This window comes from Leifsonia sp. C5G2, from assembly GCF_013359685.1.
Taxonomy (GTDB): domain Bacteria; phylum Actinomycetota; class Actinomycetes; order Actinomycetales; family Microbacteriaceae; genus Leifsonia.
Genome location: NZ_JABFMV010000010.1, coordinates 121,255 through 134,725, shown reverse-complemented (window position 1 = coordinate 134,725; position 13,471 = coordinate 121,255). Strand labels below are relative to the sequence as shown.

Here is a 13,471-nt window from a genome sequence, read left to right as displayed (position 1 = left end):
GAGACCGAGCGGAACAGTCGAGGTCTGCCCGAGGATGCCCGGCCGCAGGCCGCGTCGGGTTGAGACGATTCGTCGAGAAGGTGAGAAACGTTTCCACGTCCGGGACCGGGCATCCCAGGTGTCTTCACCCTAGCGAGAGCTCGTGCGCCGCTCCCAGCTCAGGCCGCGAAACCGTCAAGACTTGACGGGCCGCCTCCGGGAGAGGGCGCGCAGCTCGCGGCGGGAGCGCAGACCGAGCTTGGCGAGGATGTTGCGCACGTGGAAGTTCACCGTCGTGACCGAGACGTACAGGTGCTCGGCGATCTCCTTGTTCGTCATCCCGGTCGCGAGCGCGTGCGCGACCTGGCGCTCGCGCGTCGTGAGCGTGGCGAGCGGATCGGTGGATGCGGTGACCGCGGTCGTCTCGTCGAGCAGCCGGACCGCCCTGGCGAGGTACCCCGAGGCGCCGAGCCGCCGGAAGGTGGCGGCGGCCGACTCCAGCAGCGCACGGGCGCGGGCCGCCTGCGTTCCGCGGGCCGCGGCAGCGAGACGACCGGCATCGAAGGCCGCGATCGCCTGGGGCAGCGGGAAGAGGATGCCGGCCGGGTCGGCGACCGCGTCCTCGTAGGCCGCCCGCGCGTCGGCGGTGCGGCCTTCCGCCTCCAGCACCCGGCCCTCCAGCCAGCGCAGCGAGCCGTAGTAGGGGCGCCAGAGCCCGGGCGCAGCGGCCGCGTGGTACGCCGCACGGGCGTCGGCCGCGCGGCCCAGCGCTGCCAGCGCATCCACCCGGTAGGTCAGCCAGCCGAGCGTCGACCCGCGGTTGCCTGCGGCTTCCGCCTGCTCCGTGGCGGCCAGCTGGTCCTCCGGGCGGCCGAGGGCGCGCGCGAGCTCGGCGCGGGCCAGGTACGGGAGGTCTCCGTCGTACGACCCGGCGATGCGCGGATCGGCTTGCGCCGCCGCGCGCAGTCGCTCCTCGACCGCCTCCGCCTCGCCCCGGCCGGCGCGCACCAGGGCGGACGCCCACAGCGCGATCGGCCAGCAGGACAGGTCGGTCTCGTCGAGCGCCAGGGCGACGGCGGTGTCGGCCAGCGTCACCGACTCCTCCCACTCGCCCGTGAGGTACAGGATGTGCGCGTACATCGTGCGCGCGAATCCGGCCGTCCAGCTGCCCGGGTAGCGACGAACCAGCTCGTTCGCCCGCGCCAGGTCGGCGCGTGCCCGCTCCAGATCGCCGCTCATGATGAAGACGCGCGACCGGCCGACGAGGGCGTCGATGGCGGCCGGCGACTCGTGACCGACGACGAGCTCGTCGAGCTCCGCGACCAGCGGGACGAACAGGTCCGGCCGGCGGGCGTGGGCGGCGGAGATGACCGCCCAGCCGAGCAGCCGGGTCAGGTCGTCCTGTGGGGCGGCCAGCCACCGCAGGGCGGGGTCGGAGACCTCCACCGGGTCCGGGCTCTCGGCGATGTGCCGCCGGGCTGCCTCGACGTGGTCGAGCACGGCAGGGAAGTCGCCCATCGCCATGAGCACCTTGGGCAGGGCCTCGGCGGCGTGCGACCGGAGGGCCCGCTCGTCGGGCGTCGCGGCCGGGCGCTCCTCGAACGCGAGGGCCAGCGCGAGTGCCCCGGGCAGGTCGCCGGAGAGCGTGCGGAGCTCCAGCAGCACGGCGTCCCGCGTCGGGGACGGGGCTGCGGTCTCGTACGCCGGCCGCAGCTCCAGGATGCGCTCGTGCATCCGGAAACGCATCGCGATCAGACCGAGCTCCAGCAGCGCCCGCTCCGCCTCCGCCTCCGATGCCAGGTCGACCGCCGAGCGCGCGTAGCTGAGCGCCTGCTCCGCCTGGCCCAGGTCGGAGGCGGACAGTGCCGCGGCGAGGAGCTCGTCGACCAGGGTCGGGTCGGCGCGGTCCGCCGCCTCCACCCGGTGGCGCAGAGCGCGGTGCCCGGAGAGCACGTCGGCCGCCACACGATGGACGGCCACCCGGCGCTCCAGAGGCAGCTCGGCAGCGAGGGCGTCGGCGAGGATGGCGTGCGCGGGTTCCACCCGCACCACGCCGTCCCGCGACTCGGCGAGCACCAGCCCGCGCGACACCGCGCCCGGTACGTCGACCTCGACGCCCAGGCGTGCGGCGATCGTCCCGACCACGGGCAGCGGCAGCGGGTCGCGCAGCACGGCGATGAGCTCGGCGGCCGTGCGGACCGACGGGTCCGCACCCTCGAGCGACGCGGCGATCGCGGTGGACAGTGGGGCGATCGCGGTCGCCGGGAGGTCCCAGCCCGCCGGATGCAGCGCCTGGGAGAACGTGTCGCGCAGGTGGACGAGGAGCACGCTGAGCAGGAGCGGGGAGCCCTGCGTCGCATCGGTGAGGCGCGTGGCGGTGCGCCGCGACACGGGGTGTCCGAGCAGGTGCAGCGCGAGCTCCTGCGTGTCGCCGACCGTGAGCGGCGTGAGGTCGACACGCGCATGGTTGGTGGTCACGGCGGCCACGTCGTCGAACAGGGTCACCAGATTGCTCTGCTGCGGCCGGGTGGCTGCCGTGAAGAGGAATCCCTGGTGCGACAGCCGGCGGACGACGAAGCGGAGGGCGCGCGCCGAGGGCTCGTCGACCCACTGCGCGTCGTCGACGACGAGGCAGACCGGGCCGTCGATCGCGTCGATGGCATCGAGCAGGAGGCGGCCCACGGTGAGCGGGTCGTCGCCGGGGCCCGGTGGCCGGATGGCGCCGCCGCGGGCGCCCGCCGTCCCCGAGCGCAGGGCGTTGAGCCCGCGGACGAGGGTCTCGACCGTCGCGTAGGCGAGATCGGACTCGAACGAGTCGGCGTGGACGCGCAGCACGGTCCAGCCGTCGAGCCGCTCCGCCACATCCGCCAGCAGCGCCGTCTTGCCCAAACCGGCCTCACCGGTCACCAGCACCGCGCCGCCTTCGGCACGGGCCCGGTGGGCGACCAGGAGGATGGTCTCGCGAGCGCGGTCCCGTCCGAACAGGGGACGCGGGCCAGGCCGGTTCTCGTCGGTCACGCGTGACTCCTGTCCCCTTCGGCCGCGTCGGGTCCTGTGCGGTCGAGTCCCTGGATCATCGCACAGCGCACGGAAACCTTCGTTCCCCAGTCCGGGGGTGCGGCGTGTCGCTAGCCCTCGAGCTGCTCGGACAACTCCAGCCAGCGCGTCTCCAGGTCGGCGATCTCGCCCTCCAGCGTCCGCAGCTCATCGGTCAGCCGGCCGAGGCCGACGTAGTCGCTCTGGTCGTGGCGGGCGAGTTCCTCGTGCTTCGCCGCCACCTGGTCGGTGACCTTGGCGAGCCGCCGGTCGAGCGCGGACAACTCCTTCTCGGCGGCCCGGAGCGCGGAACCGGTCAGGGCGGGGGTCCCTACCGTCGTCGCCGCCGCCTCGGCAACCGGCGCAGCGCCCGACTCCGCCGCGCTCTGCGCCCGCCTCAGCCGCAGGTACTCGTCGACCCCGCCCGGGAGGTGGCGCAGCCGCCCGTCCAGGATGGCGTACTGCTGGTCGGTCACACGCTCCAGCAGGTACCGGTCGTGGGAGACGACCAGCAGCGTCCCCGGCCAGGAGTCGAGCAGGTCCTCCATCGCCGCCAGCATGTCGGTGTCGAGGTCGTTCGTCGGCTCGTCGAGGATGAGCACGTTCGGCTCGTCGAGCAGGATGAGCAGCAGCTGCAGCCGGCGCTTCTGGCCTCCCGACAGGTCCTTCACCGGTGTGGAGAGCTGCGCGTTCGAGAAGCCCAGCCGCTCCAGCAGCTGCCCCGGCGTGACCTCCTTGCCGCCGGCGAGGTAGGTGGTCCGTTTGGTGGCGACGACCGCGCTGACCCGGTCGTCCTGAACGTCGTCGAGCTCGGCGAGCTGCTGCGTCAGGGTCGCGATCTTCACCGTCTTGCCGCGCTTCACCGTCCCCGAGTCGGCCTTCACGGTGCCGGCGACGAGCCCGAGCAGCGTCGACTTGCCTGCGCCGTTGACGCCGAGGATGCCGGTGCGCTCGCCGGGCGCGATGCGCCACTCCACGTCGCGCAGCACCGTCTTCGGCGGGTACGACACGGAGACGTCGATGAGGTCGACGACGTCCTTGCCGAGCCGGGCGGTCGCCATGGTGGTGAGCTCCACCGCGTCGCGCGGCGGCGGCTCGTCGGCGATGAGCGTGGCGGCCGCGTCCATCCGGAACTTCGGCTTGGACGTGCGGGCGGGGGCTCCGCGGCGCAGCCAGGCGAGCTCCTTGCGCATGAGGTTCTGGCGCTTCGTCTCGGCGACGGCGGCCATCCGGTCGCGCTCCACCCGTTGCAGCACGTACGCGGCGTAGCCGCCCTCGAACGGCTCCACGATCCCGTCGTGCACCTCCCACGTGGTCGTCGAGACCTCGTCGAGGAACCAGCGGTCGTGCGTGACGACCACGACCGCGCCGGAGCCCGCGGCCCAGCGGGTCTTGAGGTGCTGGGCGAGCCAGGCGACGCCCTCCACGTCCAGGTGGTTGGTCGGCTCGTCGAGGAAAAGGATGTCGTGGTCGTGCACCAGCAGAGCGGCGAGGGCAACGCGTCGCCGCTGTCCGCCGGAGAGCTCGCCGATGGTCGCATCCCAGCGGATGTCGGTGACGAGCCCGGCGAGCACGTCGCGCACCCGCGGATCGCCCGCCCACACGTGCTCCTCGCGGTCGCCGACGATCGCGTGCCCGACGGTCAGCTGGGGAGGCTGCTCGTCGCGTTGGTCGAGCATCCCCACCGTCACACCGCGCCGCCGCGTCACCCGGCCGGAGTCCGGCTCCAGCCGGCCGGCGAGCAGCTGCAGCAGCGTCGACTTCCCGTCGCCGTTGCGGCCGACGACGCCGATCCGGTCGCCCTCCGAGACGCCGAGCGTGACGGAGTCGAAGACGGTGCGCGTCGGGAACTCCAGGTGCAGCGCTTCCGCGCCGAGAAGGTGTGCCATGAGGCTGTCCAGCCTACCCGGCGGCGTCGAGGCGTCTGCTGCGGTTTAGGAACGTGTGCGTGCGCGCGCGCCACTGCAAACGTTCCGAAGCGCGGCCGTCGTGGTGGCGGTTAGACTCCCGCCATGGTCACCCACACCGTCGTGAACCAGGCCCCGCCGCGGGTCGACGTCGACGAGTTCGCGGCCAACGCGCCGCTGCGGGAGGGCGTCGAACGCTACGACGCCGGGTGGGCGGCGAGCGCGCTCGACGGGGTGGGGCGGCTGGTCGGCTCCGCCGCGTTCCAGCGGGACGCCGAGCTCGCCACGGTGCACGAGCCGCAGCTGCGCGCGTTCGACCGCTGGGGCGAACGGATCGACGAGGTCGAGTACGACGACGGCTACCACCGGGTCATCGCTGCGGCCGTGGCCGCAGGCGCGCACACGTCCGCGTGGGCCGAGCCCCGGCCGGGCGCGAACGTGGCCCGCGCGGCCACCTTCATGCTGTTCGCCCAGATCGAGCCGGGGCACGCCTGCCCGGTCTCGATGACGCACGCGGCGGTGCCCGCGCTGGCCGCATCCGATGCGCTCGCCGCCGAGTGGATGCCGCGCCTCCTCAGCCGGGAGTACGACGGACGGCTCCGCGCAGGCAAGAGCTCCGCCCTGTTCGGAATGGCCATGACTGAGAAGCAGGGCGGTTCGGACGTGCGCGCCAACACCACGCGCGCGCTCGCCGACGGCGACGGACGGTGGCTGCTGACCGGCCACAAGTGGTTCTGCTCGGCGCCGATGTCCGACGCCTTCCTCGTGCTCGCGCAGACGGCGTCCGGGCTGTCGTGCTTCCTCGTCCCGCGGGTGCTGGAGGACGGCGACCGCAACGTGTTCCTGCTGCAGCGGTTGAAGGACAAGCTCGGCAACCGCTCCAACGCGTCCAGCGAGGTCGAGTTCGACGGGACGGTCGGGTACCTGCTGGGGGAGGAGGGGCGCGGCGTGCGCACCATCCTGGAGATGGTGAACCGCACGCGGCTCGACTGCGTGTACGGCACGGCGGCCGGGATGCGGCAGGCGGTCGCCGAGGCGGCCTGGCACGTGCGGCACCGGTCCGCCTTCGGTGCGAAGCTGGTCGATCAGCCGGCGATGACCGCCGTGCTGGCGGACCTGGCACTGGAGTCGGAGGCGGCGACCACGGTCGCGCTGCGGCTGGCGCGCGCCCACGATGCGGACGCACCGGACAGCGACGCCGCCTTCCGCCGGCTGGCGACGGCGGTGACCAAGTACTGGGTCTGCAAGCGCGGACCCGGGCACGCGTACGAGGCGCTGGAGTGCCTCGGCGGCAACGGCTACACCGAGGCGTTCCCGCTGGCCCGGCGGTATCGGGAGCAGCCGGTGATGGCGATCTGGGAGGGCTCGGGCAACGTCATCGCGCTCGACGTGCTCCGCGCGTTGAGGCGCGAACCGGCCGCGTGGGAGGCGTTCGACGCGGAGCTGGCGGCCGCCCGCGGGGTGTACCGCACGTTCGATGCGCACCACGACCGGCTGCGCGCCCGGGCGGCGTCGTGCGTCGCGGGCGCCGATGCCGACCCGGCCGGCGCCGAGGCGGCCGTCCGCCCCCTGGTCGCCGCGCTCGCCCTCGCCCTGCAGGCCTCGCTGCTCATCCGCGACGCCCCCGACCCGGTCGCCGACGCCTTCGTCGCCGCGCGCCTCGGCCCCGAACGCGGCTCCCTCTACGGCGAACTCCCCTCCGGCCTCGCGCTATCCCCCCTCATCGCCCGCGCCTGACCCACGCCATCAGCTCCTGAGTTCTTCGAGAGACACGCCGCGGCGAAGTCGAACAACTCAGGAGCTGATGGATGGGGTCAGGAGTCGGCGGGAGCCGGGGCAGGGAGCGCGACGGCGCCGATGGCGCGGTAGAACTCCGAGACGGCCTTGCGGTTGTAGGCGGCGTAGTCGAAGTGGCTGTCCGGGACCGCGCCGGCGAGGAACGCGCGCAAGCCCTCCGCGACACCTTCGACCGTCTGCGGGACGACCATGCCGCTGCCGACCGGCAGCGCGTTCTTCGCGGACGCGAACTCCACCGTGACGATCGGCAGCTGCAGCACCAGCGCCTCCAGGAGCACCATCGGCTGGCCCTCGTAGTCGCTGGACAGCACGAAGCAGTCCGCCTTCGCCATGATCGCGTGCGGATTGCGCTGCATGCCGGTGAGGAACACCGAGCCCTCGAGCCCGAGCGCGGCGGCCTGGGCCTCCAGGTCGCCGGCGAGCGGTCCGGAGCCGACGATGACGAGCCGCGTCTTCGGGTTCTCGGCGTGGACCGCGGCGAACGCGTCGATGAGCCGCGCCTGGTTCTTCTCGGGCGACAGCCGGCCGACGTTGACGAACGTGGTGACGTCGTCGTCCGCCAGCAGCAGCTCCGCCCAGTCCGGGATGCTCCCGGTCTCCTCGTCGAAGGTCAGCTCATGCAGGTCGGCGCCCGCGTTCTCCAGGATGTGCTCGGCGTCGACCGTATTGAGCGCCGAGACGAACTTCTCCGGCGCCGCGTACTCGGCCAGCGACGCGCGGTTGATCTCCGCGAGGGTCGGCGAGACGGAGACCAGATGGTCGTACTGGCCGTAGAGGGTGAAGATCTGCGTGAGGCTGTGCAGCATCCGCTTCTCGCCGTTCACCTCGCGGTGCGCGTCGGACGCCAGGTCGTTGTGCAGCCAGATCGCGCGCTGCGCCTCGGGGGAGTGCAGCAGCAGCGTCGCCCAGAACGGCCCGTACCCGGAGAAGTCGACGACGTAGTCGAAGCGGCTGTCGCCGAAGCAGCGGTACCACTCGTCGTCCCACAGCCGGTTCTGCGCGGGGACGTCGGCGTGCTGCGCGATGCGCCCGCGCCGGAAGTCGAGGTGCCGCGCAAGGTGCACGAGCTTGGCCCCGTTCATCCCGCCGACCCGGGGGAACTGCCGCACCTCGGGATGGATCTGCCGCTGCTTCGCGATCACCACACTGGACCGGCTCTGCGCGAAGAACGCGGAGACGTCGTACCGTTCGTGGTCGATGTTGTTGAGCAGGTTGAGGGCCGACGTGGTGATGCCGTTGGGGCGCATCCCGCCCAGGTAGAGCAGCACCTTCTCACGGCCGTCGTCGGCCAGGTCGGTGCGCAGCCGGTAGCCGTCGCGGACGCCGCGGAACACGATGTCGACGACCCGGCGGGAGGCCGCGCCGTCCTCGTAGGGGGTGAACCGGCGCTGCATGGAGAGGTAGCGCTCGCGCGACTCCTCGGGCAGCTCCCCGCCCGCGTCGGCGATGGCGTGCAGCGCGTCGCCGACCTCCCGCGCGGACAGGAGCACGGGACCCGGCCACTCTTCCGGCTCGAAGTAGAGCCCACGGGTGCCCGCGTAGTCGGCGAGGTCGGGCGTGAAGAACACGATCGGCCGGCCGGTCTGCAGGAAGTCGAAGAAGATGCTCGAGTAGTCGGAGATGAGCATGTCGGTCGCGCCGAGCACGAGGTTCGTCGGGATCTCGTTGGGGACCAGCATCCGCGCCAGCTCCGGCCGGTGCGCCGCCAACGCGTGCACCGTCTGATGCGTCTTCAGCAGCACCGCGTAGCGGCTCGTGTCGAGACGCTCCTCGATCTGAGCGACGTGCGCGAGCAGCGCGTCGAGGTCGTCCTCCGGCCGCCCGAAGGTCTGGCCCTTCCAGGTCGGCGCGTACAGGATGATCTTGCGGTCGCCGAGCGGGATGCCGGCGTCCACGAGACGCTGCCGCACCTGCTCCCGGCCGGCGTCGTCGAGGAACTGGCGGTCGATGCGCGGGTAGCCCTCCTCGACCAGCGTTCCCCGGTAGACGCCGGTGAGCTTGTACCCGGTCTCGTACATCTGCTCCGACATGAACGGGTTCGCCGACAGCAGGTAGTCGGCCTGCACGAAGTTGCGGATGATGTTGGCCGTGCCGAGCGCGCCGTCCTCGATGTCGTAGCCCATGCGCTTCAGCGGCGTGCCGTGCCACGTGTTCAAGTACACCTGGCCGGGACGCTTCGAGAAGTCCGGCGGGAACGTGGCGTTGTTGACGAGGTACTGACTGGTGGCGAGTGCGCGGTAGTACGCGGCCGAGCCGTAGCGGACGAAGCTGACCCGCGGGTCTCCGGCGAACTCCTCGACGGCGGCGCGGTACAGCCGCAGGTCGGAGAGCGCCCAGATGTGGGTGAGGTGCTGCAGGTCGGGGGCGGCGAGCAGCTCGCGGAAGACCGCCTCCGGGTTGTCGAGCATCCCGTTGCCGGAGAACGACTCGTAGAGCACCGACCCCTGGACGATCGGCTGACGGCGCCAGTGCGCGTGGATCTCGTAGCGCGCGGCGCGCTTGGCCCGCGAGGGGAGTCGCTTCAGTCGGGAGAGTCTCATCAGCGCCGATTTTATGAGAGCGGCATAACGGTCACCTGGGAGCGGCGTATGCGACGGACGAACGCGTGTTCGGCGGAGGCGCGAAGCCGGTGGATGCACGCGATGCACGCACCTGCACCGAAGCCCGGCGAGAAGTGGATCAGACCGTGGATTCTGCCGTCCACGGAGTCGAAGAGCGGCCGGATCGCGGCCGCCCCTGTCTGATCCGGCAGCACATTCCCGTATTCGCGGAACAGCGCGTACGAGACGAGGTCGGCGGCCTGCACGAGCCGCGAGACCCTGGAGTCGGCGAACAGTGGGACCTCCGCCAGTCGCCCGGGGGAGCGCAGCCAACCGCCTTCGCTCCGCCACCGCGTCGCCCACGCCTGGATGCGCGGCTCCGTCCTGCGGCGATCGTGGATGACGAGGCCGGCCTCCCGGGTGGACTTGCGGGTGACCATCGCGTCGAATTTCCGGAGCAGCACCTCGTAGGCCCATCGTTCTCGTTCGTCATCGCTCCAGTTCGGACGGAACGTGCGATCGACGATCACTCCGAATGCGGCGAGCGGCCTCGACGGATCTGCGGGGGCGAACGCGGAGAGTGCTCGATAGGCGGCCTTGAGGACCGTGGCGCGGGTGGCGCGGTCGAAGGAGGACCATCTGCTCTTGGCCGGAGCGTTGCAGATCTCGGATCCGTGCAACTCGAGCTCTGAGACCCCATGCTCTTCGGGGAGGGCGCTCCGCAGCGCGGCCTCCAGTTGCTGCTGCAACCGGCTCGCATCCCTCTCATGAACTGCGATCGCGCCGAGCACGAATGGGTGCGGCCCGTCGTGAACCCCCGACTCGTCGACATAAAGCAGATACATGCATTTCCCCGGATACGCGAATGAGGCCCGGCGATATGCGCCGAGCCTCACTCGATGAACGGTCGAACCGGGGGACGAGCCGCGTCGGCAGTCTCGTCGTCGTCCCCGTCGGGCCGCGTTGGCAGTCCCTCCACGACAGGTACAAAAATATTGGACGATATTTCTGCCGTCAAGCCCCGGCGTCGAAGCCCAGGCTCAGCTTGCGCAGCAGCCCGGCGAGCCGCTCGGCGTCGGCGGCGGAGAGGCCGCCGAGCAGCTCGGCCTCCGCATCCACCAGCCGCGTGATGGCCGCATCCACTCGGGTCAGGCCCTGCGCCGTCATCTGCACCAGGATGCCGCGGCCGTCGTTGGGGTCCGTGCGGCGCTCGACGAGGCCGCGGGCCACGAGCCGGTCGATGCGGTTGGTCATGGTGCCGGAGGAGACGAGGGTCTGCTGCAGCAGCGACTTCGGGCTCAGCTGGTAGGGCGAGCCGGCGCGCCGGAGGGCGGCGAGCACGTCGAACTCCCACGAGTCGAGGTCGGAGCGCTCGAACGCGCCGCGGCGTGCGCGGTCGAGGTGGCGGGAGAGCCGGTCCACCCGGGAGAGCACCTGCAGCGGCGCGAAGTCGAGGTCTGGCCGTTCGCGCAGCCAGGCGTCCACGATGCGGTCCACCTCGTCACGTGCGTCGGCCATGACCCCATGCTATTGGGGGTCCGCCCCGGACGCGTCTGGCAGACTGTCACGTGCGCGAAGCGCGCGTTCCGCCTTGGTGTAATGGCAGCACGACAGCCTTTGGAGCTGTTAGGTCCAGGTTCGAGTCCTGGAGGCGGAGCGTTCCGAGACGCCCCGATCCCTGGAGGGACATGACCGACCAGAACCTCGCCATCGTCGTGCTCGCGGCGGGCCAGGGCACGCGGATGAAGTCCGCCACCCCCAAGCTGCTCCACCCGCTCGGCGGGCTGCCGATCGTGTCGCACGTGCTCGCCACCGCGCGCGAGCTGGACGCCGCGCACGTGGTCGCCGTGGTGCGGCACGAGCGCGACCGGCTCGCCGAGGTGATCGAGGCGGACCTCCCGGAGGCCGTGATCGTCGACCAGGACGAGGTGCCCGGCACCGGCCGCGCCGTCGAGCAGGCCGTCGCGGCCCTGCCGTCGGACTTCGCCGGCGACGTGCTGGTGGTCAACGGCGACGTGCCGCTGCTCGACGCCGGCACGCTGCGCGAGCTGATCGGGAAGCACCGCTCGGGCGAGGCCGCCGCCACCATCCTGTCGTCCTTCCCCGCCGATGCCACCGGCTACGGCCGCATCGTGCGGACGCCGGAGGGGCACCTAGACCGGATCGTGGAGCACAAGGACGCGACCGCCGAGGAGCGCTCGATCGGCGAGATCAACGCCGGCATCTACCTCTTCGGACTGGCCGCGCTGCGCGACAAGCTGGCGTTGGTCTCCACCGACAACGCGCAGGGCGAGAAGTACCTGACCGACGTCATCGGCCTGCTGCGCGAGGCGGGCTTCGACGTCGACGCTCTGCCGGTCGCCGAGTCGTGGCTGGTCGAGGGCATCAACGATCGCGCGCAGCTCAGCGACGCGGCCGCGAAGCTGAACGCGCTCATCGTGCGCACCTGGCAGCTCGCCGGTGTCACCGTCCAGGACCCGGCCACGACGTGGATCGACGTGAAGACGAAGCTGGCGCCCGACGTCACGATCCGCCCGGGCACGCAGCTGCGCGGCGCGACGGTCGTCGAGACCGGCGCGACGATCGGCCCGGACACCACCCTCCTCGACACCGAGGTCGGCGAGGGCGCGACCGTCGCGCGCACCGACGCGACCCTCGCGGTGATCGGGGCGGGAGCCACCGTCGGACCGTTCGCCTACCTGCGCCCCGGGACGGTGCTCGGAGCGAAGGGCAAGATCGGTACCTTCACCGAGACGAAGAACGCGGTCATCGGCGAGGGGACCAAGCTCGCCCACTTCAACTACGTCGGCGACGCCGAGGTGGGGGAGAAGGGCAACCTCGGCGCCGGCGTCATCACGGCGAACTACGACGGCGTGAACAAGCACCGCACGGTGATCGGCTCGCACGTGCGCATCAGCACGAACACCGTGCTCGTCGCGCCGGTTAGGATAGGGGACGGAGCGTACACCGGCGCCGGAACGGTCGTCCGCAAGGACGTCCCGGCGGGCTCACTCGCCATCACCGTCGCTCCGCAACGCAACATCGAAGGCTGGGTCGCGGAGAAGCGGCCGGGCACGGACGCCGACAGGGCTGCCAGAGAGAGCAGTGCTGCGGAAGAGAGCGGAGAGTAAGTGTCAGGGATCACCGCGACCGGCCAGAAACGTCTCGTCCTGATCTCCGGTCGCGCGCATCCCCAGCTCGCCCAGGAGATCGCCGAGTCACTCGGCAGCGAGCTCGTCCCGACGGACGCCCGCACCTTCGCCAACGGCGAGATCTACGCACGGTTCGACGAGAGCGTGCGCGGGTCGGATGCGTTCGTCATCCAGTCGCACACCTCGCCGATCAACGAGTGGCTCATGGAGCAGCTCATCATGGTGGATGCGCTCAAGCGCGCCTCGGCGAAGCGCATCACGGTGGTGGCCCCCTTCTACCCGTATGCCCGTCAGGACAAGAAGGGCCGCGGTCGCGAGCCGATCTCGGCCCGCCTCGTCGCCGACCTGTTCAAAGCGGCCGGCGCCGACCGCATCATGTCGGTCGACCTGCATGCCGCGCAGATCCAGGGCTTCTTCGACGGTCCGGTCGACCACCTGTTCGCGATGCCGGTGCTGCTGGAGCACATGCGCCGCGAGCTCGACCCTGCGACGCTGACCGTCGTCTCGCCCGACATGGGCCGCGTCCGCGTCGCCGACATCTGGAGCGACAAGCTGGGCGCGCCGCTCGCGATCATCCACAAGCGGCGCGACCCGCTCGTCCCGAACCAGGTCTCGGTGCACGAGATCGTCGGCGACGTGAACGGCCGCGTCTGCCTGCTCGTCGACGACCTGATCGACACCGGCCGCACCATCGTGAAGGCCGCGGAGGCGCTCAAGGCGGCGGGCGCGACCGGCGTCGTCGTCGCGGCGACGCACGCGGTGTTCAGCGACCCGGCGGTGGAGTTGCTGCAGAGCGAGGTCATCGACTCGGTCGTCGTGACCGACACGCTGCCGCTGCCGGAGCACAAGCGCTGGGACAAGCTCACCGTGCTGCCGATCGCGCCGCTGCTGGCGAACGCCATCCGCGAGGTCTTCACCGACGGCTCGGTGACGTCGATGTTCGACGGGGCCGCGTAACCGCACGCACGTCCGAAAGGGAGGACTTCCCGGGCTGACCCAGCCGGAAGTCCTCCCTTTCGTGTATCCGTCGGGCGTGTCGGCGGCTTTCTCCGCCGATCGT

Annotated in this window: 8 protein-coding genes and 1 tRNA gene; 4 read left to right on the top strand and 5 right to left on the bottom strand. The window is 71.6% G+C overall.

The annotated features are described in order from the left end of the window. Positions 1 to 174 precede the first annotated feature (174 nt). Together HNO83_RS14010 and HNO83_RS14005 are read right to left on the bottom strand one after the other, a co-directional pair. Positions 175 to 2,997, bottom strand: a complete 2,823-nt coding sequence (locus HNO83_RS14010; RefSeq protein WP_175338122.1) for a helix-turn-helix transcriptional regulator — start codon at positions 2,995 to 2,997, stop codon at positions 175 to 177. Between the two features lie 110 nt (positions 2,998 to 3,107). Next, entirely contained in the window at positions 3,108 to 4,904 is a 1,797-nt protein-coding gene (locus HNO83_RS14005; protein ID WP_175338121.1) for an ABC-F family ATP-binding cassette domain-containing protein, read from the bottom strand. 123 nt (positions 4,905 to 5,027) lie between these two features. Between HNO83_RS14005 and HNO83_RS14000 the strand changes: the two genes are divergently transcribed. After that, entirely contained in the window at positions 5,028 to 6,659 is a 1,632-nt protein-coding gene (locus HNO83_RS14000) for an acyl-CoA dehydrogenase family protein (protein WP_175338120.1), read from the top strand. Positions 6,660 to 6,736: 77 nt separating this feature from the next. Here HNO83_RS14000 and HNO83_RS13995 read toward each other — a convergent pair whose 3' ends face one another. The 3 genes from HNO83_RS13995 to HNO83_RS13985 all read right to left on the bottom strand — a co-directional run bounded on the left by HNO83_RS13995 (position 6,737) and on the right by HNO83_RS13985 (position 10,777). Continuing rightward, positions 6,737 to 9,259, bottom strand: a complete 2,523-nt coding sequence (locus HNO83_RS13995) for a glycosyltransferase (protein WP_175338119.1) — start codon at positions 9,257 to 9,259, stop codon at positions 6,737 to 6,739. Positions 9,260 to 9,270: 11 nt separating this feature from the next. After that, positions 9,271 to 10,155, bottom strand: coding sequence for a DUF3800 domain-containing protein (locus HNO83_RS13990; protein WP_175338118.1), 885 nt, complete (start codon positions 10,153 to 10,155; stop codon positions 9,271 to 9,273). Positions 10,156 to 10,273: 118 nt separating this feature from the next. Next, the gene (locus HNO83_RS13985; RefSeq protein WP_175338117.1) at positions 10,274 to 10,777 is read right to left on the bottom strand and encodes a MarR family winged helix-turn-helix transcriptional regulator; all 504 of its coding nucleotides are present in this window, start codon (positions 10,775 to 10,777) and stop codon (positions 10,274 to 10,276) included. Positions 10,778 to 10,844: 67 nt separating this feature from the next. Between HNO83_RS13985 and HNO83_RS13980 the strand changes: the two genes are divergently transcribed. The 3 genes from HNO83_RS13980 (at position 10,845) to HNO83_RS13970 (ending at position 13,368) form a co-directional block, all read left to right on the top strand. Beyond that, positions 10,845 to 10,916, top strand: a tRNA-Gln gene (locus HNO83_RS13980). A 31-nt stretch (positions 10,917 to 10,947) separates the two neighbouring features. Beyond that, positions 10,948 to 12,390 carry a bifunctional UDP-N-acetylglucosamine diphosphorylase/glucosamine-1-phosphate N-acetyltransferase GlmU gene (gene glmU, locus HNO83_RS13975; RefSeq protein WP_175338116.1) on the top strand — a complete coding sequence of 481 codons (1,443 nt, stop codon included), beginning with the start codon at positions 10,948 to 10,950 and terminating at the stop codon, positions 12,388 to 12,390. Then, positions 12,391 to 13,368 (top strand): ribose-phosphate diphosphokinase, encoded by a 978-nt coding sequence (locus tag HNO83_RS13970; protein WP_175338115.1) that lies wholly within the window; start codon positions 12,391 to 12,393, stop codon positions 13,366 to 13,368. It begins immediately after the preceding gene. Positions 13,369 to 13,471 lie beyond the last annotated feature (103 nt).

Bases quoted from the DNA above. Each gene is read 5' to 3' on its own strand.
- glmU (WP_175338116.1), top strand. From the start codon at position 10,948: ATGACCGACCAGAACCTCGCCATCGTCGTGCTCGCGGCGGGCCAGGGC.
- HNO83_RS13995 (WP_175338119.1), bottom strand. From the start codon at position 9,259: ATGAGACTCTCCCGACTGAAGCGACTCCCCTCGCGGGCCAAGCGCGCC.
- HNO83_RS13985 (WP_175338117.1), bottom strand. From the start codon at position 10,777: ATGGCCGACGCACGTGACGAGGTGGACCGCATCGTGGACGCCTGGCTG.
- HNO83_RS14000 (WP_175338120.1), top strand. From the start codon at position 5,028: ATGGTCACCCACACCGTCGTGAACCAGGCCCCGCCGCGGGTCGACGTC.
- HNO83_RS14005 (WP_175338121.1), bottom strand. From the start codon at position 4,904: ATGGCACACCTTCTCGGCGCGGAAGCGCTGCACCTGGAGTTCCCGACG.